The following is a 24,137-nucleotide window of genomic DNA, read 5'->3' on the forward strand; positions in this document are numbered from 1 at the left end:
GGACTTAGCCGTATCGTTGTTTATTTTGTTTATTTAGCATCAGCAACTTATTGTAACGAAAAAAACTGCCAGCAGCGCCCATTGTTGCCAAAATGAAACCTTCCTTGCCATCGAGAAACCCGCGGCGGATCAGGTAAATTCGAATAAACGTCCATATGGCATGACCCGTGGCGCCCAGTACACTGGTCTGGCGTCCATTGGCGTGCATAATGCCTGCCGCCTCGGATGAGTAATGATTGATCTTCGCGATGAACGATTCGAAGTCGGCATAGGGGTAATGCAGAAAATGATTTTTCAGCGTCGAGACGGACGAGGCGGTCTGCACACTTTCGTGTACCGCTACGTCTTTAAAGCGCGCGGTACCACGCTTGAACAGGCGTAATACGTGATCTGGCCACCAGCCGCTATGGCGAATCCAACGCCCGCAAAAGTTGGAAAGCCGTGCAATCTTGTAGGCTTCGGAACGGGGGGCTGCGAGTTCTTTTTGTATCTCGAGTGCCAATTCCGGCGTCACCCGTTCGTCGGCGTCGATGGACAACACCCAGGTGCCACTGGCCAGGTCCAGCGCCCTGTTTTTTTGTTGGCCAAATCCGGGCCAGTCGCTGGTCACACTGACCTTGGCGCCTTTGGCCTGCGCTATTTCGCGCGTTCCATCGACGCTGCCGGAGTCGACCACAATGATTTCATCGGCAAAACTGACTGAATCGATACAGTCGGCAATATGTGCGGACTCGTTCTTGGTAATGATGATGACAGACAGAGTCATGCGCCCTTCTTGCGCAGGCCGCGTTTCCATAGCTTCCACTTATTGAACAATGGTCCGATGACAGGATGGCTTGCAACCTGGATGCGGCGCCCTACCGAGTTGCCCGACGTATTGCGAACCGCGAAGCGATAAATGTGTGCGGGGTCCGTGCCGGCCCGATTCTGTCCAAAAGCCTTGGTCGTATAGAGATAACGAAATCCCGCCGCTTGGGCCAGCCGACTGTATTCGGCATCGAAGTAGCCCTGGGGCCAGCAGAAATGCTGGGACACCTCGCCAAGGTTTTCCACCAGGGCCGCACGGCTTGCGGCAAGCTCTTGGGTCATATGCTGGTTTTTCTCCGACGGCGTCGTTTGGTCCCAGCGGGTGTGCGTATGCGTGTGACTGTGAAACTCGACGACGCCGTCAGCGCGCATGGCCTTTATTTCACTCCAGCGCAATATGACCTCGTCGCTGCGGCCAGCTTCGATGCGTCGCTCGCATTCGCGATGCGAAGGCGTCTCGGGCAGTTCGCCCTGCCCCAGGCAATGCCGCGGCGGGCCGTCTTTTATCCAGGAAGTCACCAGGAAAACGAGCGCGGTGTAGCCATACTTCTTAAGCAAGGGATAGGCGTACACCCAGTTGTCGAGATAGCCGTCGTCAAAGGTGATGAGAACGGACTTTGGGGGAACCGCTAGTCCATTCAGATGGCCCGCGAACTGATCGCTGGAAAGGGAACGGTAGCCACGGCGTTGCAGCCACTGCAATTGATTCTCGAAATTCGTCGTCGATACCGTGATCATGCCATCGACAGGAGAGACATGGTGATACATCAGTACCGGCACCGTCTGCGCACACCTCATGATGTCCGTTCCTTCAGCCAACGCACGTAATTGTTTTCAGCATGCTCGGCCATGGACTCTGCGCTGAACCGGCGCTCGACCCTGCAGAACATCAGGCCGGCCTCACCCATCTTGCGGCGCAGTGCGGGATCGTCGATAAGTTGCTTCAGCGCCTGAGTCATTGCGGGTTGGTCATCCAGCGGCACCAGAAAGCCGTTGATGCCGTCACGCACCATTTCGGGAACGCCATCTACTTTTGTACCGACCACCGGCAGTCCGGCAGCGCCGGCCTCGATGAATACCGTGCCCGACGCCTCTTCGCGAGTTGCCAGCGCAAATACATCAAAGCCGGCCAGCAAATTAGGGACGTCCTGGCGCGCGCCCAGCAGATGCACCCGCTTCCCCAGGCCTTTGTCGGCGACATAGGCCTGTACTTCTTCGAACACGGGGGATCCACCGCCCACAAATACCAAATGCACGTTGGGCCGTTCACGGATGAGCGGCTCCATGGCGTCGACGAGGTCGCGATGTCCCTTCTGCGCGCGCATCACTGCCACGCAGCCGACGACAATATCGTTCTGCGCCAGATGAAGTTCCTGTCGAAGCGTCGATTGTTCCGGTACAGTCTGCAAGTCCACGGCCGGATACAGGGTAGCGACGTGCTCGGGACGAACGCCACGGGAAATCAAGTGCTTGCGCACGAAGTCGCTGGCCGCGGTAACGCGATGCGGAATGATCGTATACGACAATAGTGAACCCACCTTCTTGGCCAGATGGCGGGTACGTACGATGAGGGGCGTGCCCGCCAGGCGTGCAGCGCACCCAGCCAGTATCGTATCGCGCCGGCTGTGCGTATTCAGGACATCAAAGCGGCCCTTCCTAAGTATCTGCCGGATTTTGATGACACCTTTGACGAAGTTGACCGCGCCATCCATGTACGCGGTGTGGACGGTGAATCCCTCGTCCCGCAGCCGCTGCGCGAGCTTGGCGTGGGGTTGGCAGACGGCTTCCAGATAATGGCCACGCTCGCGCATAGCGATCATCATCCTTAAAATATACTGTTCCTGGCCGCCAAAACTTGTGGCAGCTTCGGAATGCAAAATGCGCAATGGTGTCATAAGTAGTTGATCTCCACGCCGTCGGGTTCCGCCCAGGCGGCAAGCTGTTCCAGCATGGTATCGGCCATGCGCACGCGCCACTCTTCGCCCAGACGTACGGTGCATTGAAACTCGTTGCGCTTGAGCCGCAATTCAACTGGTATGCCGGGCACGCCGTTCTCGGGTTCCGCGCGGAACGGGTTCAACAGCTGACGCAGCCGCTGCGCGTCGGCACTGCCATTGAGTGTGACACGCAAGCTCCGCGCACGTGCCTCACGAGCCAATTGCAGGTCGAATACGGACTCGGCCGATACACGCAGCCCACCGGAATAATCATCGTTGCTGACCTTGCCCTGGATGATGACAAGCCGGTCCTCTTTGAGACGGTTCCGGTGTTGCTCGTACAGCTCGTTGAAAATGGCCACTTCGACCTGAGCCGACCCGTCATCCAGCAAGGCATAGAGCATCCTGCCCCGGCGCGTCATCTTGGGCCGCACCGACGACAACACGCCCGCAAACCATTGCAGGCTTCGTGACGGCTCGAGACGGGCCAGCGGTTGCGGTGCGAAACGTCGCACCTCATCGCGCCAGGCATCAAAGAGATGGCCACTAAAGAAAAAACCCAGCGCCGCCTTTTCTTCCGTCAGCCGCGTCTGAAGATCCCACGGCGAGACCTTGGCCAATTCGCCTTCGACAATGTCGTTGGCATCGTCTGCAAACAGGGAAACCTGGTTGGCGCTGCGCTCTGCCTGCTCGGCGGCCTCCATGGCGCTTCCCACCGTCGCCAGCAAGGCGGCACGGTTCTCTTCGATCTGGTCAAAAGCGCCCGCTCGGATCAGCGCTTCGATGCTACGGCGGTTTACGGAATGCCGATCGATGCGGCGGCAGAAGTCGAACAGGCTGACGAAGGGTCCCGCTTCCTGGCGCGCCTTGATAATGGCTTCGACAGCGCCCTGCCCAGTGCCCTTGACCGCGCCAAGCCCAAAACGCATGGTGCGTGGCGGCAGCCCTTTTGCCGAGTGCTCGTCGATGACAGGTTCGAACCGGTAGGCCGACGCATTGACGTCAGGAGGCAATACCCGTACATCGTTGGCCAGCGCATCCTTCCAGAAAATCTGGACCTTGTCGGTGTCGTCCATATCGGAAGACAGGGTGGCAGCAATAAACTCGGCCGGGTGATAGGCTTTGAGCCAGGCAGTCTGGTAGGCAATCAGCGCATAGGCGGCGGAGTGGCTCTTGTTGAACCCATATCCCGCAAACTTTTCCATCAGGTCGAACAGTTTGACGGCAAGCTCTGCCGCATAGCCTTTTTCGACCGCTCCTTTCTCGAAGATGGCCCGATGCTCGGCCATTTCCTCGGCCTTCTTCTTGCCCATGGCGCGTCGCAGGAGGTCGGCGCCGCCCAAGGAGTATCCGCCTATGATCTGCGAGATGAGCATGACCTGCTCTTGGTACACAATGACACCATAGGTGCTTTTGAGTACCGGTTCCAGGTCCTTGTGGAAATAATCGACCTCGGCGCGCCCATGCTTGCGATTGACGAAGTCGACCACCATACCCGATTCAAGCGGCCCGGGACGATACAGGGCCAGCACCGCGATGACGTCCTCGAATGTATTGGGCTTTAGATTCTTGAGCAACTCTTTCATGCCGCGCGATTCGAGCTGGAACACCGCCGTGGTGTTGCCCTCGCTGAGCAGCTTGTAAGCCCGCAAGTCGTCGAGCTTGAGCGCCATGATGTCGAAATCACGCTTGCTCTCGTTGAACTGGCGCACATAGCGCACCGCCCAGTCCAGAATAGTCAGGTTGCGCAAACCCAAAAAGTCGAATTTGACGAGACCAGCCGCCTCGACGTCGTCTTTGTCGAACTGTGAAACGGTATTGCTGTCGACACCCGGCTGGCAATACAGGGGGCAAAAATCCGTCAGCTTGCCGGGTGCAATCAGTACTCCGCCTGCATGCATGCCGATATTGCGGGTCAAGCCTTCAAGCGGACGTGCCAGGTCGATAAGCGCCCTGACCTCTTCATCCTGCTCGTACCGTTCCTTGAACGCCGGTTCTTCAGCTAGCGCACGGGAGAGCGTCCAGGGATCGGCCGGACTGAAGGGAATCATCTTGGACAGGCCATCGCACAGCATATAAGGCATTTCCAGCACACGGCCGACGTCGCGGACTACCGCCTTGGCGCCCAGCGTCCCGAACGTGGCGATCTGGCTTACAGCCTCTTTTCCGTACTTCTGCTTGACGTAATCGATGACGCGTTCGCGATTGTCCTGGCAGAAGTCAATGTCGAAGTCGGGCATGGAAACCCGTTCCGGATTCAGGAACCGTTCAAAAAGCAGGTCGTAGCAAATGGGGTCAAGGTCGGTAATGCCCAGTGAATACGCGACCAGCGAACCTGCACCTGATCCGCGGCCCGGCCCTACTGGAACTCCGTTTTTCTTTCCCCAGTTGATAAAATCGGCAACGATCAGGAAGTAGCCTGAAAAGCCCATGCTGGTGATGGTCTTGCATTCCCATTGCAGGCGTTCGAGATATTGCGGATAGCGTGCCTGGCGCTCGGTTTCGTCCGGAAACAACTGGGCCATGCGTACAGCCAGACCTTCTTCCGCCAGGTGACTCATGTAGTCATCCAGGGTGATCCCTTCCGGCGTAGGAAAGTCGGGCAAGTGCGGTTTGCCCAGAACCAGCGTCAGATTGCAGCGCTTGGCGATTTCGACGGAATTGGCCAGCGCCGAGGGCACGTCGGCAAAGCGCAGCGCCATCTCGTGGCTGCTGAGCAGGTACTGGTCTTCGGTGAAACGCCGCACCCGCTTGGCATTGGCTAATTGCTCACCCTCCGCAATACACACGCGGGCCTCGTGGGCGCGAAAATCGCTGCGCTGCACAAACTGCACAGGATGAGTCGCCACGACAGGCAGGCTGAGCTCGCCGGCCAGCCGCATAGCCTGCTGTACGTAGGCTTCATCGCCATCGACCCCTGCACGCTGGAGTTCCACATAATAACTGCCGGGAAACGCCCTGGCCCAGCTTGCCGCAAGGACGGCTGCCTCAGCCGGTTTGCCAGCATCGAGCATCTGGCCCACATCGCCCTGGCGGCCACCCGAAAGCATGATAAGGCCGTCTCTGCCCATAAGCCAGTCGCGGCGCACCTCGGCGCGACCCCGATACTGGTTCTCGAGCCAGGCTCGGCTGAGTATTTCGCAAAGTGCCAGATAGCCTTGTTGACTGCTGGCAAGCAGGAGCAGCCGGAATGGCTTTTCACGATCGACTTCGTTTTCCAGCCAGATATCGGCGCCCGCAATAGGCTTGAGGCCAGCCTTGCGGGCTGCCTTGTAAAACTTGATGAAACCGAACAAATTGCATAGGTCGGTGAGCGCCATGGCAGGCTGCCCATACTCGGCGGCTTTCGCGACAAGATCGGGGATGCGGCCAATACCATCCACCACTGAAAACTCGGAGTGGATGCGCAGGTGTACAAATAGAGGAGATGAATTCGCTTCGGTCATCATCGAATTGTACCCAGTGATCGACCCTCGCGCGCCCTAGCGCTGCATGCTCGCCCACGCTTTTTGCAGGCGCTTTACCGAAACCGGCATGGGCGTACGCAATTCCTGTGCGAACAATGCAACGCGAAGCTCTTCGAGCAACCAGCGGTAGTCATCCATCTGTGCATCCGGCGCGCCCTTCAGCGCCAAAAGAGCGCGCTGATACTGAACGATCAGCGGTGCCATCTCGGCCATCAGGCGGCTGTCACGGGCCGGATCGGCACGCAACTTCTCGATGCGCACCAGCGCCGCTTTGAGGTAGCGCGGGTACTGGGTAAGCTGGCGATAAGGCGTATCCTTCACAAACCATTTAGTCATCAACTGGGCTTGCTGTTTCTGCAGGTCGGCGTAGGCCGCAGCATGGGGCTTGGCCTGCGGCAACTTCTTCTGCAGCGCTGCCCATTCCGTCAATATCTGGCCAGTGAGCCGCGCAATTTCCTGGGCGAGCAGCCCCAGCCTGGTTTTTCCCTCGCTGCGACGCAATTCGAACGCTTGCTGGTTGTTCGGCCACGGCTCGGCGAGGCATGCCTGGTCCAGCGCGCAATCGATGATCTGATCGCGCAGTTCTTCCTGTGTACCCAGGCTCATGTACAGCATGCTCATCCGGGTCAGGTCGCCAAGATTCTTTTCCAGAAACTTCACCTGCTCGCGTAATGCTAGGCGGAAAAGCCGTAGCAGTCCCGCGTGGTGCTGCACCCGCGCTTCCCCCGGATCGTCATAGACATCGAGGTCGCAATGCGTCTGGCGATCCACGAGCGCCGGATAGCCCACGAAGGACTGCCCTTTGCGACGTATTTCCATGATCTCGGGCAAAGCACCAAAAGTCCAGTCAGTTAGCTTCTCGTGAGCCAGGGCTTGGGCAACCTGCTCATCGCGCGCCGCGAACTTCTGAAACGATGCCTGGGCCTGCTTGCCATGCTCGGCCTTGAGCTGGTCCAGATTACGCCCGCCAGACAGCATCCGACCGTGCTCATCGACGACCTTGAAATTCATGAGCAAATGGGTCGGCAAGGTTTCCACCTTGAAATCGGTGCGCAACGGCCGAACCTTAAGCTGCGTCCACATGTCCGAGCCTATGGCCTCCAACAGCCCCTCCTCCGGATCGGATGCCTGATCGAACCATCGGTCCACGAATCCGGCGGCATAGTCGGGCAAGGGCACGCAATGTCGACGGATCTTCTGCGGAAGCGACTTGAGCAGCAAATGGACTTTTTCCTTCAGCATGCCCGGCACCAGCCATTCACAGCGTAAGGGATCGATCTTATTCAAAGCGAAAAGCGGGACGGTCAGCGTTACGCCGTCGCGCGGCGAGCCCGGCTCGAAATGATAGTCGAGCGCCATCTGCACCCCCTGCCATTCCACCTTCTTAGGAAAGACGTCGGTCGTGACACCGGCGGCGTCATGCCGCATCAAGGCGTCGCGGGTCAGCATCAGCGCTTGCGCCTGTTGTTTATCGAGACGCTTGAACCACTTTTCCAGCGTTATGGTCTGACATATCTCGGCGGGTATCTGCTGATCATAGAAAGCATAGATCAGGGCATCGTCCACCAGAATATCCGGCCGCCGGGTTTGGTGCTCCAGCTTTTCTATGGATGCGATCAGCTGGCGATTGTGCTGGATAAATGGCAAAGAGGTTTCTATGTCTCCCGGTACCAGCGCCTGGCGGATGAACAGCTCCCGCGCCTGAACGGAATCGACCTTGCCGTAGTGGATCCGGCGTCCGGTATAGACCGGCAAACCATAAAGCGTGGCGCGCTCGTTGGCGACGATTTGACCAGCCTTTTTTTCCCAACGCGGATCGGACCAGCTGCGCCGTATGAGGTGCGCACCGACTTTCTCCAGCCATACGGGATCTATCCGTGCGACGCAGCGCGCGTACAGGCGCGTGGTTTCCACCAGCTCGGCGGCGACTATCCAGCGTCCGGCCTTCTTGACCAGGCGCGAGCCCGGATGAATGGTAAAACGAATATCGCGGGCGCCCTGGTAGGCGCCGCCATCCTCGCTTTTCAGGCCGATATTTCCCAACAGTCCGGAGAGCAGGGCCAGATGGGTCTGCTCATAGGTTGCATCGAGGGTGTTCATGCGCCAGCCCTGCTCCCCGACAATGGAAGCCAGCTGGCTATGCACGTCGCGCCATTCGCGCAGGCGCAGCGGCGACAGGAAATTCTGCCGCAGCAGCGCCACCAGCTTGCGCTGCGATGCCTTGTGCTCGACCTGTTCACCATACCATCGCCACAGCTTGATGTATGACAAGAATTCAGACTTCTCGTCGCCGAATTTGGCGTGAGCCGCTTCCGATGCCTCGCGCTCTTGCATAGGTCTGTCGCGTGGGTCCTGAACGGACAGCGCCGACGCGATGATCAGGATTTCGGCCAGGCATTCGTGGTCTTTGGCCGCCAGTATCATGCGCGCCAGGCGCGGGTCGACGGGCAGGCGCGCCAAGGCTTGTCCGACTTCGGTCAGGCGATTGTCCTCGTCAAGGGCACCCAGTTCCTGCAAGAGGTGGTAGCCGTCTGCAATGGCGCGGCCGGTGGGCGCGTCCACGAAAGGAAAGGTCTCGATATCGTCCAGCTTCAGCGCCTTCATGCGCAGAATGACCGATGCCAATGACGAGCGCAGTACTTCCGGGTCGGTGAACGCGGCGCGGTTCTTGAAATCCGCCTCGTCGTACAACCGTATGCACACGCCAGGACCGATACGGCCGCAGCGTCCCGCCCGTTGGTTCGCCGATGCCTGGCTTATGGGTTCGATACGCAATTGCTCGACCTTGTTGCGCCAGGAATAACGCTTGACCCGTGCCAGTCCGCTATCCACCACGTAACGGATACCCGGCACCGTAAGAGAAGTCTCAGCCACGTTGGTGGCGAGTACGATACGGCGTGCATTGCTTTGCGGACGGAAAATTTGCTCCTGCTCACCTTGGGAGAGCCTGGCATAGAGCGGAAGCACTTCCGTGCTGGGCGGATGGCTCTTGCGCAGCGCTTCGACCGTCTCCCTGATTTCGCGCTCGCCAGGCAGGAACACCAGCACATCGCCCGGACCATGGCGGGCGCAGTCCGCTACGCCTTCGACGATCGCGTCGATGAGGTCGCGCTCCTCGTCGGCATTGGCCCGTCGACTTCCAGGCTCGACGCCTTCGATTTCTTTGTCCTGCATGACAGGCCGATAAACAATGTCGACCGGATACAAGCGGCCGGATACCTCGATGACCGGAGCGGGCCTGCCATTCTGTGCAAAATGCTGGGAAAAGCGGTCCGCATCGATAGTCGCGGAGGTGATGATCACCTTGAGGTCACGACGCCTGGGCAGCAACTGTCTGAGGAATCCCAGCAGGAAATCGATATTGAGGCTGCGTTCGTGGGCTTCGTCGATAATGATAGTGTCATAACGACGCAGCAGCGGATCGCGCTGCGACTCGGCCAAGAGAATCCCATCGGTCATCAATTTGATTGCAGCATTGGGACCCGTACGGTCGTTGAACCGTATCTGGTACCCCACCCAGTCGCCCAGTTCGGTCTTGAGCTCTTCCGCAATCCGCTTGGCTACAGACGTGGCCGCCAGCCTGCGCGGCTGCGTGTGGCCTATCATTTTGTCCTGGCCGCGGCCCAGCTCGAGGCAGATCTTGGGCAATTGGGTGGTCTTGCCTGAACCGGTTTCGCCGCAAACAATCACCACCTGGTTCGCCTCGATCGCCGCCGCAATATCGTCTCGACGCGCGCTTACGGGCAAGTCCTCGGGGTAGTTGACAGGCGGCAAGGCCCGCTTGATCCCCGACCTGGCCTGCGGGCGACGCGGCGCGTTTCGCCCGGTTGAGGGCTTCGTGGTCTTGGCTTTGTGTTGGTTTTCCGACAAATCGGGTTGCTCTTGCATGAAACTTCTTTTTAGTGGGCAGTCCGTCATTATAATTTTGCTCCGGACCTCAACATTTGCGGACACATTACATCACCTCATGACCTCTAGCGACATCGATTCCACTCTCTCTGCGCAGGACGCGCCTGAATTCGCCCCAGCCCAATTCGTACGGTGGTTTCGCGAGGTCGCGCCCTACGTGCACGACTTCAGGGGCAAGACGTTCGTCGTCGCCTTTGGCGGCGAATTGGTCAGCGACAATGCGCTCAATGCACTGATACAAGATCTATCGCTCCTATCGGCACTGGGCGTCAAGCTTGTATTGGTGCATGGCTCGCGTCCGCAAGTAAACGACCAGCTCAAGCTGAAAGGCTACGCGACCCAGTTCGGTCGCGGCACCGAACCCACCAGCGACGAAGCGCTGGAATGTGCCAAAGAAGCCGCCGGCGAAATCCGGCTTGACATCGAAGCCTCGTTTAGCCAGGGGCTGCCGAATACACCAATGTCGCATGCGCAGATCCGCGTCATTTCCGGCAATTTCGTCACGGCTCGTCCGGTAGGCGTTATAGACGGGATCGATTACAGACACACAGGCGCCGTGCGCAAGCTGGATATCGACGCCATAAAGATGATAATTCACCAAGGCGCAATAGTACTGCTTTCGCCCCTTGGTTTTTCACCGACGGGCGAGGCCTTCAACCTGGCCATGGAAGACCTCGCGACCAGCGCCGCCATCGCCCTGCGCGCGGAGAAGCTCATTTTCCTCACTCAGAATAAGACGGTCTGCAATGAAGATGGTTCCGTCGATACAGAACTGGCTCGCGAAGATGCCGACAAGCTGCTGGCGTCCGGCACGCTCGAGGAAGACACTTCCTCGTTCCTGACCCACGCTTCACGTGCTGTAAAACGCGGCGTTGCGCGCGCGCACCTGGTGCCCTACACACTCGATGGCAGCGTGCTCCTCGAAATTTTCACCCACGACGGCGTCGGAACCATGGTTGTGGAAGATACGCTGGACGACTTGCGCCCCGCCACCGTCGATGACGTCGGTGCCATCGTGCAACTCATCGAGCCGCTCGAGGCAGACGGTACTCTGGTGCCGCGCGGTCGATCAGTGATAGAACGTGACGTCGAAAAATTCACCGTGCTGGAACATGACAGTGTGATTTACGGTTGCGTGGCCTTGATGCCGTACCTGGAAGAAAACATGGCGGAAATGGCCTGCCTTATTGTCCAGCCGGAATGGCAAGGTTCCGGCGAAGGCGAAGTACTGCTGCGCCATGCCGAGTCCAAGGCTCGCGCCATGGGCGCCAAGCGGCTGTTTGTGCTGACCACGCGCACATCACACTGGTTTATCAAGCGCGGCTTCGTGCAAGGCGGGATTTCGGATCTTCCCAAAGAGCGCCAGGCACATTACAACCGTTCACGCAATAGCCTGGTTTTCATCAAGAAACTCTAGAGCGGCTGGGACCTTGCCGCGGAACCCTGGGTACAATACCCAGGTTGGATAACTTGTTCTAAAGGTAAGACTGTCATGGCACGTATGGTTCAGTGTGTAAAGCTCAAACGCGAGGCAGAAGGCCTTGATTATCCGCCCTATCCCGGCGACCTGGGAGTGCGCATCTGGCAAAGCGTTTCCAAGGATGCCTGGGCGCAGTGGATGGATACCCAAACCCGCCTGGTCAATGAAAACCGGCTGAACCTCGCCGATGCCCGGGCACGCAAGTATTTGGCTCAACAGATGGAAAGCTTTTTGTTCGACGATGCCGATGTCGAGGCTCAGGGTTACGTACCCCCGTCCGATTAAGGCAAATGCCCGGCCCCGCGGCGATGCACATGGGGCTCGGGCTGGCGGAGCGCCAGAAAGGCCCTTAGACTTCGCTGTCTTCGTCTATTGGTTCGCCACGGGCTAGGCGCTCGGTGTTCTTGATGCCGGTATGGCGTACGTCATCGCCGCGCACCATATAGATGACCCGTTCGGACATATTCTTGGCGTGATCGCCTATGCGTTCGAGGGCACGCGCAATGAATATAAGATCTATGGATCGTGAAATCGTGCGCGGATCTTCGATCATATAGGTGATGATGTGGCGCAACGATCCCTTCCATTCCTTGTCAACTTCCTTGTCGTTACGCACGACCTGGGCAGCATGCAAGGGGTCCTGGCGGGCAAAGGCGTCAAGCGAGTCGCGTATCATGGTTGTGACAAAACCCGCCATATGCCGCAGCTCGACCACCGGTTCGTAGCGAACATCTGATTCATGCAGGCGGCGCGCCATCTTGGCAATTTTCTCGGCTTCGTCGCCGCAACGTTCCATATCGGTGAGCATTTTCGAGACGGACAGCAACAGGCGCAGGTCACCGGCGGTGGGCTGGTTGCGCGCGATCAGCAAGCCTATGCGCTCGTCGATTTCCACCTCGAGCCGATTGACTTCCTTTTCACGTTCACGCACCTGATCGACCAGACTGAGATCCCCGGTTGCCAGAGCCTCCATTCCGTCTTTAACCATGGCCTCGACCAGCCCGCCCATTTGCAGGAACAGGGAACGCGTGGTTTCAAGGTCGGATGTGTACTGCTTATTGGTATGCTCGGACATGTCAGCCTTCGGTCAATACAGGAATCAATAAATAAATAGCGTAGCACCATGGGCGCGATTTGTGTGCACTACATACGCCGCGGCGATCGCATGCAGGCATGTGGCTGACGCGGGTGTCACCGCAGCAAGGCTACACGCAGATCATGACACCATTATGACGCGTTTTTTTTGAGTTGCCGTACACCGCCTTGCGTCGAGACAAGCACCACGTCGGCACCTGCGATCGCAAACAGGCCGCAGCTGACGACACCAGGAATGTTGTTGATGCGCGATTCCAGCTGTGCGGGTTGGGAGATGCTCAGGCCTGATACATCGAGAATCTGGCAGCCATTATCCGTAACGATACCGCTACGCAAGGAGGGCTTGCCTCCCAACTGTGCCAACTGACGCGAGACGGACTCCCGTGCCATCGGTATGACCTCCACCGGCAGGGGAAACCGACCCAGGTGGTCGACTTGCTTGGATTCGTCCACGATGCACACAAACTGGTCGGCCACCGAGGCCACGATTTTCTCGCGCGTCAGCGCCCCGCCCCCGCCCTTGATCATGCTGAGTCCGCGATCGATTTCATCGGCGCCATCGACGTAAAACGGCATCGCCTGTACGTCGTTCAAGTCAAAGACCTGGATACCTAGCGCCGCCATGCGCGCCGAACTGCGTTCCGAGCTGGACACCGCGCCCCGGAAACGGCTTGTGTGCGGAGCGAGGCTGTCGATGAAAATATCCACCGTGGAACCGGTACCCACGCCAAGGATGGTTTCCGGTGTCAAGAAAGGGAGAACGTATTGAACAGCCGCCTGGGCGACATTCTGTTTGAGCTCGGTCTGGGTAAGCATGATGAAGATTCCTGGCGTATGCAATAACAAGTGTGACGATGTTCGATGGACATGTACTGGTTGGTGTTCATGGCCCGGGGCTATGTGCCGGGCGCGAAAAGTTCGCCGTACTTCTTGTCGGAGAATCCGACCGCGACATTGCCGGGACCGGTCACGGCTACAGGCCTTTTCACCAGGGCCGGAAACTCGGCAATCAGCATCAACCACTGTTGTTCGCTGTCGGGCGCCTTGCGGCTCTCGGGCAGGTTGCGCCAGGTCATGGAAGCGCGGTTCACCAGCTTTTCCCAGCCCCCGATCGCCGCTGCCCACTCGACCAGTTGTCCGCCGGATATCGGCTGTTCGCGGTAGTCAGTGAATGTGTAAGGAATTGCATGTTGCGTGAGCCACGCCATCGACTTTACACAGGTACTGCAGTTTTTCAAACCATACAACTGCACAATAGCCATTGCGTCATTTCCCTTTGCTAAGATTGCTTGCGCCACTGCATGCGACTGATCACGACCACAATTATGCCAACGGCAAGCATGAACAATGTGGCGAGAGCGTTTATTTCCGGCTTCAAACCCAGGCGCACCCGGGAGAAAACTTCGAGCGGCAAGGTAGTGTAGCCGGGACCCGACAAGAACGATGCTATGACCACATCGTCGAGCGACAGGGTAAAGGCGAGCAGCCATGAGGCGAGGATCGCCGGGAAGATTAACGGCAACGTGATAACGAAAAACACCTTGAGCGGCGATGCCCCAAGATCGAGGGCGGCTTCTTCCAGGGAGCGGTCCAGGTCGCGGATGCGCGATTGGATGATGACCGCGACATAGGCCATGCACAACGTTACATGGCCCACCCATATAGTGAAGATGCCATTGCCAGCCGGCCATCCGAGCAAATCGCTGATTTCTACAAACATAAGAAGCAGCGAAATGCCCAGCACCACTTCGGGAATGACCAATGGAGCGCTGAGCATGCCGATATACATGGGAAACCCCCTGAAACGCCCCATCCGAGCGAGAACATAGCCGGCCCATGTGCCGATAAAGACGGCGGCGGTGGCAGTGAGCGTCGCAATAAGCAGCGACAACCTCGCGGCGGACAAGAGTGCCTGGTCATTGAAGAGCTCGGCATACCACCTCAGCGAGAACCCGCTCCATGATGTCATCATCGACGAATCATTGAACGAAAATACCATCAGGCAAAAGATGGGCACATACAGAAACGCGTATCCAATCGCCAGCACGACAGCCCGGAGCGTTGGGTCGGGTTTGGTCATGCCGCCTCCCGCCTATCCGTCTTCAGCTGCCTGACCTCGTTGTACTGGAATATGACCAATGGCACGAGCAACACCATGACCATCACACACGTGACTGCCGCCGCCATCGGCCAATCGGCGTTATTGAAGAATTCCGTCCACATTACGCGGCCCATCATCAGTGTATTGGCGCCGCCCAGCATTTCCGGTATTACATATTCGCCCACGGACGGTATGAAAACCAGCATCGCTCCGGCCACGACGCCCGGTATCGAAAGCGGCAAGGTCACCGCCAGAAAGGCGCGCCAAGGACTGGCGCCGAGGTCATAGGCGGCTTCGAGCAGCCGAACATCAAGCTTGACCAGATTGGCGTACAAGGGAAGGATAAAGAACGGCAGATAGGCGTATATCAGGCCGATATACACCGCCAGATCGGTTCGATAGATTTCCAAGGGCGCACTGATGATGCCAAGCCACTGCAATAGCTTGTTGAGCAGGCCATCATTGCGCAATATGCCCACCCAGGCATACACGCGCAATAGCAGGGAGGTCCAGAATGGAAGAATGACACCCAAAAGCAGCAGGTTACGTATCCATGGGCTGGAGCGTGCGATATAGTAGGCCATGGGGTAGCCGATCAAGATGCAGCATACCGTGGTAACCAGCGCCATTTTTATGGAATTCAAGTAGGTGGCGATGTACAGGCTGTCGGTGAACAGAAGTTCGTAACCGCGCAGGTTTAAAACCAGCGACACGGTTTGATCCTTGATCTCGGTAAGCGACGTATAAGGCGGAACACCGAACTTGAGGTCCGCAAAACTGATTTTCAGGACCAGGATGAACGGGACGAGCAAAAACAGGATCAGCCACAAGAACGGCGGCACGATAGCCAGTGTCTTCCTCGAGGGCAAGGCCCCGCGCCAGGTGACGTTTTTCATGATGGCAATACGGTGGCGCTGCCGCTGTCCCAGCTTGCAAATACTTGGTCGTCCAGCCCTGGCGTATCGGCATGCGAAAGAGCAATACTGGGCACCATCGCCTCGACCACCAATCCAGAATCGAGCCGGATCTGGTAGCGGGCATAGCTGCCCATCCAGGCTACATGGCTGACCATGCCGCGCCCCCAGTTTGAGTCGGACTCCGGCTGGTCCCGCAGAATCCGTATGTGTTCAGGGCGTACCGATACGTGGACCTCCATGCCCAGGGGCTCATTGATGCCATGATTCACATACAGGGGGCGTGAGAGATCGTTGCTTTCGATCAGAACGTGATCCGGCTCGTCGACCACTATCGTTCCGGTGAACAAATTGGTGTTCCCGATGAAGCCCGCCACGAAACGCGAATTCGGAAACGTGTAGACATCCTGGGGCGTGCCGCACTGGACGATCTGGCCCTCGGACATGACAGCCAGTCGATGCGCCATGGTCATGGCTTCTTCCTGATCGTGCGTCACCATGATGCAGGTGACGCCGACTTCATCGAGTATGCGTGCCAGCTCGATCTGGGTCTTTTGCCGAATTTGCTTGTCCAGCGCCGACATCGGCTCATCCAGCAACAGCAGCTTCGGCCGCTTGACCAGGCTGCGTGCCAGCGCTACCCGCTGCTGCTGGCCGCCAGAAAGCTGTTGCGGTTTACGTCGCGAGTACCCGCCCATCTGGACCAGGTCCAAGGCTTCGAAAACACGATCATGTATTTCGTTTTTGGGGACACCCTCTTGTTTTAGACCAAAGGCCACATTTGCCTCCACAGTCATATGCGGAAATAGCGCATAGGACTGGAACATCATGTTGACCGGTCGTCGATAGGGAGGCAGATCGGTGATGTCTTGGTTATCGAGAAAAAGACGGCCGGAACTTACCTGTTCGAAGCCGGCTAAAATGCGCAGCAAGGTGGACTTTCCACAGCCCGAACTCCCCAAGAGGGCAAACACTTCGTGGTGGCGCACGGAAAGACTGACCGACTGCACCGCCACGGTGTCGCCGAAAATCTTGACGACCTCCTCGAGGCGTACAAAGTCATCGGCGTCGCCAGACCAGGAAGTAACGGCAGGACGGGCATCAGACATAGGACTATCTTCCCGACTTGAGTTCGGCCCACATGCGGGTTTGCAGACGCATGATGGCCAGCGGCTGCGGCTTGATCACGTACAAGGTCTTTGCCACCTCGGGATCCGGATAGATCATCGGATTATCGGCGACGTCCTTGACCACAAAATTTCGAGCTTCTTTATTGGCATTCGGGTAGAACATGGTGTTGGTGATTGCCGCGTGCACTTGTGGCGTTTCAATATAGTTGATGAAGGCATGCGCTTCATCAACATTGGAAGCACTTTTGGGTATGGCCATGGTATCGAACCACGCCGGCGCCCCACCCCGGGGGATGAAGTAATCGATGCTGTAGTCCTTGCGCGCCTCGCGGGCACGGTTGCCCGCAATCAGGACGTCTCCGGAAAATCCATATACCATGCAAAGATCGCCACCGGCCAACTCATCGATATAGCCGGATGAACTGAACTGGCGAATGTAGGGCCGTATGGATTTCAACAGCTCGAGCGCCTTTTTGTAGTCCTCGGGCTGACTGCTGTTGGGATTCTTGCCAAGATAATGCAATGCCGCCGGAAAAACCTGCGCCGCCTCATCCAGCACCGAAATGCCGCAGGCTTTCAATTTTTCCGCATTCTCAGGCTTGAACAGCATTTCCCAGCTATCCAGAGGTACATCTTTGCCCATGATCTCCTGCACCTTGGTGACGTTATAGCCAAGGCCGTTCGTGCCGTATCCCCACGGGACCAGGTATTGATTTCCAGGGTCGACGGAGGCCACCAGAGCCATGAGATCTTCGTCGAGGTATTTCCAATTGGGAATTTTCGACTTATCCAGCTTCTGGAACAAGTCGCCTTCGATCTGCCGGGCGGCATAGTGCGTGGACGGAACTACGACATCGTAGCCGGACTTCCCGGTGAGGAGCTTGGCCTGCAGTGTGTCGTTGCTATCGTAAACGTCGTAGCGCACCTGTATGCCGGTGGCTTTCTGGAAGCCGGAAATCGTATCGGGAGCCGTGTATTCCGCCCAGTTATAGACGTTGACCACCCTGCTCTGCCCCCATGCTGTTGACAGTCCCGTCAACAACACCGCGCCCAGCAGTACCCGCTTCGCCATACTGAATCTCATTGTGGCCTCCAAAGACAATACCAACAGCGAAAAGGCATGATAATAATGCCTTTTTTGACTAAAGTATTCCTTGCGCACGGGCAAGCAGGGAGTATGCCCGGCTGAGCTCGTCCCACCAGAGCACTCCGGCCATATCGGCGACTTTCTCCAGTGAACGGCGCAAGCGCAAAAGATTGGCTTGGCGGCGCTCCAGCGACAAATCCTGGCGGCGGCATTTGTCAAAATCGATTAGCCACACTTTTCCGGCCGCATCGACCAATATATTGTAGGCATTCAGGTCTGAATGCCAGACTCCGGCTTCATGCATGGCAAAAATAGCGGCGGCTACTGCCGTGTGGCTTGCCCGGTCCAGCATGGTCGCCAAAGGCTGGACCTGCGGTATACGCTCGATGAGTATGGCGGCACGGTAACCCAGGCCGCGGCGCCAATATGCGGCGGCGATAGGTCGAGGCACAGCCAGGCCCTGTTGCCACATGGCATGCAACAGATCGAATTCGGCAAATGAGCGTGTTGCGGACGCACCAGCCCAAAAATAGCGATCCGCATTAATGCGTGACATCAGGCCGCCGCGCCGGTAATGGCGTAATACGCCCGCGCCAAACTCGCCTTTCACAAACCACGCAGCCTGCCGTCCGCCCTCACCCACCGCCTTGGCCTCGAGTTGTGCGTTCGAAGGATCGAAAAGAAACGGGCCGGGCCGGGAAATACCGCTGGCGTCGTAGCGCAAACAGCCAGCATCCAGGGCCACATCGAGCGGACGGATATCATCGCTCATACGACCTCCCGCAACGACACCAGCGGCGGAGTCTTCAACACGCCCGACAGCGTCATGCTTCCGCCTATGACCGACGCCAACACCCCGATTCCCACGCCTGCCGCCCATGGCCACCACGATAGCGTCAGGGTGAAATCGAATACCTGTAGCGCCAGTACCCATGCAACTGCCACTGCGCCGAATGCCGCCAGCAATCCGGCCATTCCTCCCAGCATCAGGAGCTCGATGCGCAGCGCAGACGCCAGTTGGCGTCCGCTGGCGCCCAAGGCTCTGAGGACAGCCACTTCATGCATCCGCTCGTCGCGTGTCGAGAACAAGGCGGCGCCCAACACAAGAACCCCAGCGGCGACCGTAAAGAGGAATAGCAATTGCACCGCCTGCACGACTTGGTCGAGTACATTCTGCACCTGTCCCAATATTGATCCCACGTCGAAGACGGTGAGGTTGGGAAAACTGCGCAGCAATTCCTGCGTAAGCCGTGTGTCGCTTGCCGGCACGTACATGGAAGTGATGAAGGTGGCGGGCGCGCCATCCAGGGCAAGCGGCGTCATGATGGCAAAGAAGTTGGCCTGGAAGGAGTCCCATTTGACCTCACGGATCCCGCTTACCATGACTTCGGTGGGGCGCCCCGCGACATCGAAAGTAAGCGTGTCATTGACGACGATCCCCAGCGAGTCTGCAAGCCCGCTCTCCAGAGAGACTTCCGCTTTCGCCGGGTCGAGCCAGCGTCCGTCCACGATCTCGTTGCTGGACGGCAAGGTTTCCGTATAAGAGAGATTGAATTCGCGATCGACAAGCCGCTTGGCGCGATCATCGGTATAGCTGTCCGGATTCACCGGCGTTTTATTGATGGCAAGCAGACGGCCCCGCACCATGGGCGAAAGCACGGGGTTGGAAATGCCTGCCTGCTTGAGGCGCGCCGCTACGGCCGCGCGTTGATCAGGCTGGATATTGATGAGAAAGGTATTGGGCGCGTCGGCGGGCAGGGTGCTTTGCCAGCCTTGCAGCAGATCGGTGCGCGTAATGGCCAGCAGCAGCAATATCATGAGGCCCATGGCTAAAGAACAGAGCTGTGTCACGGTCAACCCGCGACGGCGTACCATGCCGGCCAGCGCGAATCGCAAGGATGGGTGGCCCTGAACGCGACGGCGCAAAACGGCCAGAACCCGCAACAAACCGTAGGCCAGCGCCGCAAAAACCAGGAATGCCGCCAGGAAACCCAGGGCTACCACGGCGCTCAGGCGCAAATCGCCGGATATCCATACGATAAGCAGGAAGAATGCAGCCAGGCCAAGCATAGTGGAAGGCCAGCGTCGCATAAGCTCCCCCGAAGCATCGCGTCGCAGGACACGCGCGGGGGGGACCCGGCGCAACGACGCCAAGGGTGGCAAGGCAAAACCCAACAGCAACAACAGTCCTGTCACAAGTCCCTGCAATGCCGGCCGCAAGGATGCTGCCGGCAGGCGGGTATCCAGCCATGCCGCCACCAACGCAACCAGCCCATGGTGCACCGCGTAGCCCACGATCGCCCCAGCTGCGGATGCAATCAAAGCCAGTAACAGGAACTCTGTCCACAACAGTGTGCTCAGCTGCGATTTGCTGGCTCCCAGGCAGCGCATGATGGCAATGCCATCCTGGTGGCGCAAGCTGAATCGGCGGGCTGCCAATGCGACCGCGACAGCCGCTATCATGACGGTCAGCAATGCGACAAGGACCAGGAACTGGTTTGCCCGGACCAGGGCGCGCTGAATTTCGGGCCGGTTGGACTCGATGGTCACCAGCTTCTGCCCGCGCCCCAACTTGCCGTCGAGCCAGGATTCATAGTTCGCCATGGCCGCAGGGTCACCCGCGATCATTAACTGGTAGGCAATACGGCTGCCCGGCGCAACCAATCCTGTTGCGGGCAGATCATCCAGGTTCATCATCAATCGTGGCGCGACATTCACGAACTGCATGCCCCGATCGGGTTCATAGGAAATCACCTTGGCGATTGTCATGGAGGCATCTCCGACAGACAAGGCGTCGCCTATCGCTATGCCTAGCGAACTCAGCAGTTGCGCATCCGCCCAAACCGTTCCAGGCGCTGGCGGCTGTCGCAGGGGCTCCCCGGTTCCAGCGGCCGTATCGGCCAGGCGCAACTGGCCGCGCAGGGGATAGCCGGGCGATACCGCCTTGAGCGAAACGAGCTGGGCGCCTTCCCCGCTGCTCACCATGGACGGAAACTGCTGGGTCCGGGCAGTGGCAAGCTGCAATTCCGCCGCCTTGTCGATAAATCGATCAGGTATGGCTTCGTCAGCCTGAATAACAAGATCGCCACCGAGCATTTGAGCAGAATCACGTTGCAACGCGCGTCCTACGCGGTCCGCGAGAAAACCCACGCTGGTTACCGCCGATACGGCAATGATCAACGCCAGCATCAGCAGGCGAATTTCACCCGAATGCCAATCGCGTCGCAGCGCGCGCACCCCTAGCCGGATGTCGGGAAATTTGCTTGAACGCATGATGTCAGGCCTTTATCAACAACAAAACCATGATAACCAGAAGCATACAGGCAAAGGTTAGTTTCAATCTCGGCTCCGGCAAGGAATAAGCCAGCCTCACACCGTAGGGCACCAGGAAGATGCTGCCCAGCGCCATCGGGACACCAATTGTCCAATCAGCCTGCCCGTGCACCGCATACGCAAACAGTGCCACAAAGGTTCCGGGTATGACCATGGTCAGTGCCAAAGCTTGCGCGCCGGTCTGGGTCTGGCGGAATACCGTGGTCAGGATAGGAACGACGAGGACTGATCCACCTACGCCGAAGATGCCGCCGGCCAGGCCCGCGACAGTGCCTATCAGGGCAAACCAGCCCTTGTGGAAATCCTCGACATTGCGCCGCGGCGCTTGTGGCCGACTTTGCCGTGGTTCCGAACGCCGGCTCTGGTAAAAATAGAATAGAGCAATGCTCAGCACAAAGGCGGCATAGATACGGCGCAGCAACACAGGATCGATCCCGAGGGCGATCTGCGCGCCGATCCAAGTGAAAACGATAGATCCTGCGGCGCCGGCCCCCGCCGCCTGCAGATTGATTTTTGCTTTCTGGTTGTATTTGCGCACCGTCATGAGCACGGCAGGCAGTACCATGATCAGCGCCGTACCCTGGGCCGCCTGCTGGTCCATGTCGAGCATCAGTCCGAGCAAGGGAATGGCAAGCAGCCCCCCGCCTATTCCCAGCACTCCGCCTGCAAAACCGATCAAGGCGCCTGCCGCCAGACAAGCCAGAACTACCCCATACCACTCCAATACATACCCCTTCAGGCTAGCGCAAGCGCTCGATAGCGGATTCTACGCGGTCCACCGCCCATATCTCGAGCCCTTCTATGGGCTGCTTAGGTGCATTGGCTTTGGGGATCAGCGCGACGCTGAATCCCAGCTTGGCCGCCTCTTTAAGGCGTTCCTGCCCGCGCGGTGCGGGACGGATCTCGCCAGCCAGGCCGACTTCGCCAAAAACGATCAGCCCCTTGGGCAGGGACCGATCCCGCAACGACGACACAATGGCAAGCAGCACTGGCAGGTCGGCTGCCGGCTCCGTGATTTTTACGCCACCAACTGCATTGACGAAGACGTCCTGGTCAAACGTGACAACGCCTGCGTGGCGATGCAGCACTGCCAGCAGCATGGCCAGCCGGGTACCTTCCAGTCCTACCGATAAGCGGCGCGGATTCGGCACGTGGGCAGTATCGACCAGTGCCTGGATTTCGACCAGCAAGGGCCGCGTCCCTTCCTGTGTGGCCATGACGCAGGAGCCGGCGACGTCCTGCGCATGTTGCGAGAGAAACAGCGCCGAAGGATTGGTCACGCCACGCAGGCCCCGATCGGTCATGGCGAAAACGCCTAGCTCATTGACCGCGCCAAAGCGATTCTTGAACGCCCGCACAAGGCGGAACGAAGAGTGAGTGTCACCTTCGAAATACAATACCGTGTCCACGATATGTTCGAGCACACGCGGGCCGGCCAGGGTGCCATCTTTTGTGACATGCCCGATCAGGACAATGGTGATTCCCGTCTGCTTGGCCATGCGCGTAAGCTGCGCCGCACATTCCCGTACTTGCGACACAGAGCCGGGCGCCGCGCTCAGTTCACTGGAATACAGGGTCTGAATGGAGTCGATGACAGCCACACTGGGACGCTGTTCCATCAGAGCCGCCATGATGGACTCGAGACGGATCTCGGCAAGCAGGTCAACGTCGCCTGTTGCCAGCTCCAGCCGCCGCGCCCTTAACGCTACCTGCTCGGCGGATTCCTCCCCGGTCACATACAGCACCTTGACCGCATGCGAGAGGGATACCAAGGCTTGGAGCAATAGCGTGGATTTCCCGATACCCGGGTCTCCACCTATCAGGACAACGGCGCCTTTTACGAGACCACCACCCAGAACGCGGTCGAACTCGCTTATGCCGGTGGGCTGGCGCGGCAATTCCCGCGCCTCGATCTCGGCCAGGCTGCGTATTGGGCTGCTCCCGGCGAGCGGAGCAAACCGGTGCGCCGTTACGCCGACGTCCCGCGATTCTTCCAAGGTGTTCCAAGCATTGCAATGGGGACACTTGCCTTCCCATTTGGGGCAGCTTCCCCCGCATTCGCTGCATACGAATAAAGTTTTGATCTTGGCCATGCAGCGAGTTTAACCGGCGCGAAGGTTTTCTATCGGCCGGCCAGGCTGCCGCCACCGTCCACGCCCAGCACCTGGCCAGTAATGAAGCCAGCTTCCTTGCTGAGAAGGAAGGTTACTGCGGCGGCAACATCGGAAGGCTGCCCAAATCGACCCATGGGTATGGAGGCAAGGGCCTTCTTTTCCGCCTCGCTGCCTTCGGTATGCGAGGCACGAAACAATTCCGTATCGACGGGGCCTGGCGACACCGCATTCACCGTAATGCCGTAAGGAGCGAGTTCGAGTGCCCAGGTCTTGGTACAGCCGACAAGCGCGCTTTTTGCCGCGGAATAGCTGGTGCGATTGACCGCTCCGTGCGTGACGCGGCTGCAAATGTTAACAATGCGGCCGTCCCGGCGCGCTTTCATGGAGGGAACGAAAGTTTGCGTCACCTGTACGGCGACCCGCACATTCAAGTCGAACACCTGATAGAGCGAAGCCAGGTCGACTTCGCCCAGGGGTTCCGGCATGACCAGGCCGACATTGTTCACCACCGCGTCGACCGGATATTTTTCGCGTATGACTCTCAGGATGTCCTCGGTTTCTCCGGCATTGTTCAGATCGCAGGAATACAAATAACCGGGAAAATCGATATCCTGGGTATGACGGGCCAGACCAACCACGTGACACCCCAGGTCAGCCAGACGCCGGCTTATTGCCCACCCTATTCCCTTGGTAGCTCCGGTTACCAATACACATTTGTCTTTCACGCGAATTCCTTTGAGCGGTCGTAGAGAGCCTGCCCGGA

General features: G+C 58.4%; 19 protein-coding genes. 2 read left to right on the forward strand and 17 right to left on the reverse strand.

Annotated features, from left to right (window positions below; translation table 11 throughout):
* Positions 1-4 precede the first annotated feature (4 nt).
* Genes CR155_RS02515 through hrpA form a run of 5 tightly spaced genes read right to left on the reverse strand, consistent with a single transcriptional unit; the run spans position 5 to position 10,099 of the window.
* Entirely contained in the window at positions 5-766 is a 762-nt protein-coding gene (locus CR155_RS02515) for a glycosyltransferase family 2 protein (RefSeq protein WP_102068430.1), read from the reverse strand.
* Positions 763-1,605, reverse strand: coding sequence for a polysaccharide deacetylase family protein (locus CR155_RS02520; RefSeq protein WP_102068431.1), 843 nt, complete (start codon positions 1,603-1,605; stop codon positions 763-765). The genes CR155_RS02515 and CR155_RS02520 overlap by 4 nt, the downstream gene beginning before the upstream one ends.
* The gene (locus CR155_RS02525; protein WP_102068432.1) at positions 1,602-2,702 is read right to left on the reverse strand and encodes a glycosyltransferase family 4 protein; all 1,101 of its coding nucleotides are present in this window, start codon (positions 2,700-2,702) and stop codon (positions 1,602-1,604) included. Before CR155_RS02525 ends, CR155_RS02520 begins: the two co-directional genes overlap by 4 nt.
* Complete coding sequence (gene dnaE, locus CR155_RS02530) at positions 2,699-6,190, reverse strand: DNA polymerase III subunit alpha (RefSeq protein WP_102068780.1); 3,492 nt, start codon at positions 6,188-6,190, stop codon at positions 2,699-2,701. The genes CR155_RS02525 and dnaE overlap by 4 nt, the downstream gene beginning before the upstream one ends.
* 36 nt (positions 6,191-6,226) lie before the next feature.
* The gene (gene hrpA / locus CR155_RS02535) at positions 6,227-10,099 is read right to left on the reverse strand and encodes an ATP-dependent RNA helicase HrpA (protein WP_102068433.1); all 3,873 of its coding nucleotides are present in this window, start codon (positions 10,097-10,099) and stop codon (positions 6,227-6,229) included.
* 79 nt (positions 10,100-10,178) lie between these two features.
* On the opposite strand from hrpA, the gene argA reads away from it, so the two are divergent.
* Together argA and CR155_RS02545 are read left to right on the forward strand one after the other, a co-directional pair.
* Positions 10,179-11,537, forward strand: a complete 1,359-nt coding sequence (argA, locus tag CR155_RS02540; protein WP_102068434.1) for an amino-acid N-acetyltransferase — start codon at positions 10,179-10,181, stop codon at positions 11,535-11,537.
* A gap of 75 nt (positions 11,538-11,612) precedes the next feature.
* The gene (locus tag CR155_RS02545; RefSeq protein WP_102068435.1) at positions 11,613-11,885 is read left to right on the forward strand and encodes an oxidative damage protection protein; all 273 of its coding nucleotides are present in this window, start codon (positions 11,613-11,615) and stop codon (positions 11,883-11,885) included.
* A 64-nt stretch (positions 11,886-11,949) separates the two neighbouring features.
* On the opposite strand, the gene phoU is transcribed toward CR155_RS02545, so the two are convergent.
* The 12 genes from phoU to CR155_RS02605 form a co-directional block, all read right to left on the reverse strand.
* Positions 11,950-12,675, reverse strand: coding sequence for a phosphate signaling complex protein PhoU (gene phoU, locus CR155_RS02550; protein ID WP_102068436.1), 726 nt, complete (start codon positions 12,673-12,675; stop codon positions 11,950-11,952).
* A 152-nt stretch (positions 12,676-12,827) separates the two neighbouring features.
* The gene (gene rpiA / locus CR155_RS02555) at positions 12,828-13,511 is read right to left on the reverse strand and encodes a ribose-5-phosphate isomerase RpiA (RefSeq protein ID WP_102068437.1); all 684 of its coding nucleotides are present in this window, start codon (positions 13,509-13,511) and stop codon (positions 12,828-12,830) included.
* A gap of 80 nt (positions 13,512-13,591) precedes the next feature.
* Complete coding sequence (locus CR155_RS02560; RefSeq protein WP_102068438.1) at positions 13,592-13,957, reverse strand: Spx/MgsR family RNA polymerase-binding regulatory protein; 366 nt, start codon at positions 13,955-13,957, stop codon at positions 13,592-13,594.
* Positions 13,958-13,974: 17 nt separating this feature from the next.
* Entirely contained in the window at positions 13,975-14,775 is an 801-nt protein-coding gene (locus tag CR155_RS02565; protein WP_102068439.1) for an ABC transporter permease subunit, read from the reverse strand.
* Complete coding sequence (locus CR155_RS02570) at positions 14,772-15,692, reverse strand: ABC transporter permease subunit (protein ID WP_102068440.1); 921 nt, start codon at positions 15,690-15,692, stop codon at positions 14,772-14,774. Before CR155_RS02570 ends, CR155_RS02565 begins: the two co-directional genes overlap by 4 nt.
* On the reverse strand, positions 15,689-16,819 hold the full coding sequence (locus CR155_RS02575; RefSeq protein ID WP_102068441.1) for an ABC transporter ATP-binding protein: 1,131 nt from the start codon (positions 16,817-16,819) through the stop codon (positions 15,689-15,691). The genes CR155_RS02570 and CR155_RS02575 overlap by 4 nt, the downstream gene beginning before the upstream one ends.
* Before the next feature lie 4 nt (positions 16,820-16,823).
* Positions 16,824-17,924, reverse strand: coding sequence for a polyamine ABC transporter substrate-binding protein (locus CR155_RS02580; RefSeq protein WP_102068442.1), 1,101 nt, complete (start codon positions 17,922-17,924; stop codon positions 16,824-16,826).
* 58 nt (positions 17,925-17,982) lie between these two features.
* Entirely contained in the window at positions 17,983-18,699 is a 717-nt protein-coding gene (locus CR155_RS02585) for a 3-deoxy-D-manno-octulosonic acid kinase (RefSeq protein WP_102068443.1), read from the reverse strand.
* The gene (locus CR155_RS02590; protein WP_102068444.1) at positions 18,696-21,200 is read right to left on the reverse strand and encodes an ABC transporter permease; all 2,505 of its coding nucleotides are present in this window, start codon (positions 21,198-21,200) and stop codon (positions 18,696-18,698) included. The genes CR155_RS02585 and CR155_RS02590 overlap by 4 nt, the downstream gene beginning before the upstream one ends.
* A 4-nt stretch (positions 21,201-21,204) precedes the next feature.
* Complete coding sequence (locus CR155_RS02595; protein WP_102068445.1) at positions 21,205-21,984, reverse strand: sulfite exporter TauE/SafE family protein; 780 nt, start codon at positions 21,982-21,984, stop codon at positions 21,205-21,207.
* Between the two features lie 16 nt (positions 21,985-22,000).
* Complete coding sequence (gene radA / locus CR155_RS02600) at positions 22,001-23,353, reverse strand: DNA repair protein RadA (protein ID WP_102068446.1); 1,353 nt, start codon at positions 23,351-23,353, stop codon at positions 22,001-22,003.
* 29 nt (positions 23,354-23,382) lie between these two features.
* Positions 23,383-24,099, reverse strand: a complete 717-nt coding sequence (locus tag CR155_RS02605) for an SDR family oxidoreductase (RefSeq protein ID WP_102068447.1) — start codon at positions 24,097-24,099, stop codon at positions 23,383-23,385.
* Positions 24,100-24,137 lie beyond the last annotated feature (38 nt).

It is taken from the genome of Pollutimonas nitritireducens, from assembly GCF_002849615.1.
In the GTDB taxonomy this organism is placed as follows: domain Bacteria; phylum Pseudomonadota; class Gammaproteobacteria; order Burkholderiales; family Burkholderiaceae_B; genus Pollutimonas; species Pollutimonas nitritireducens.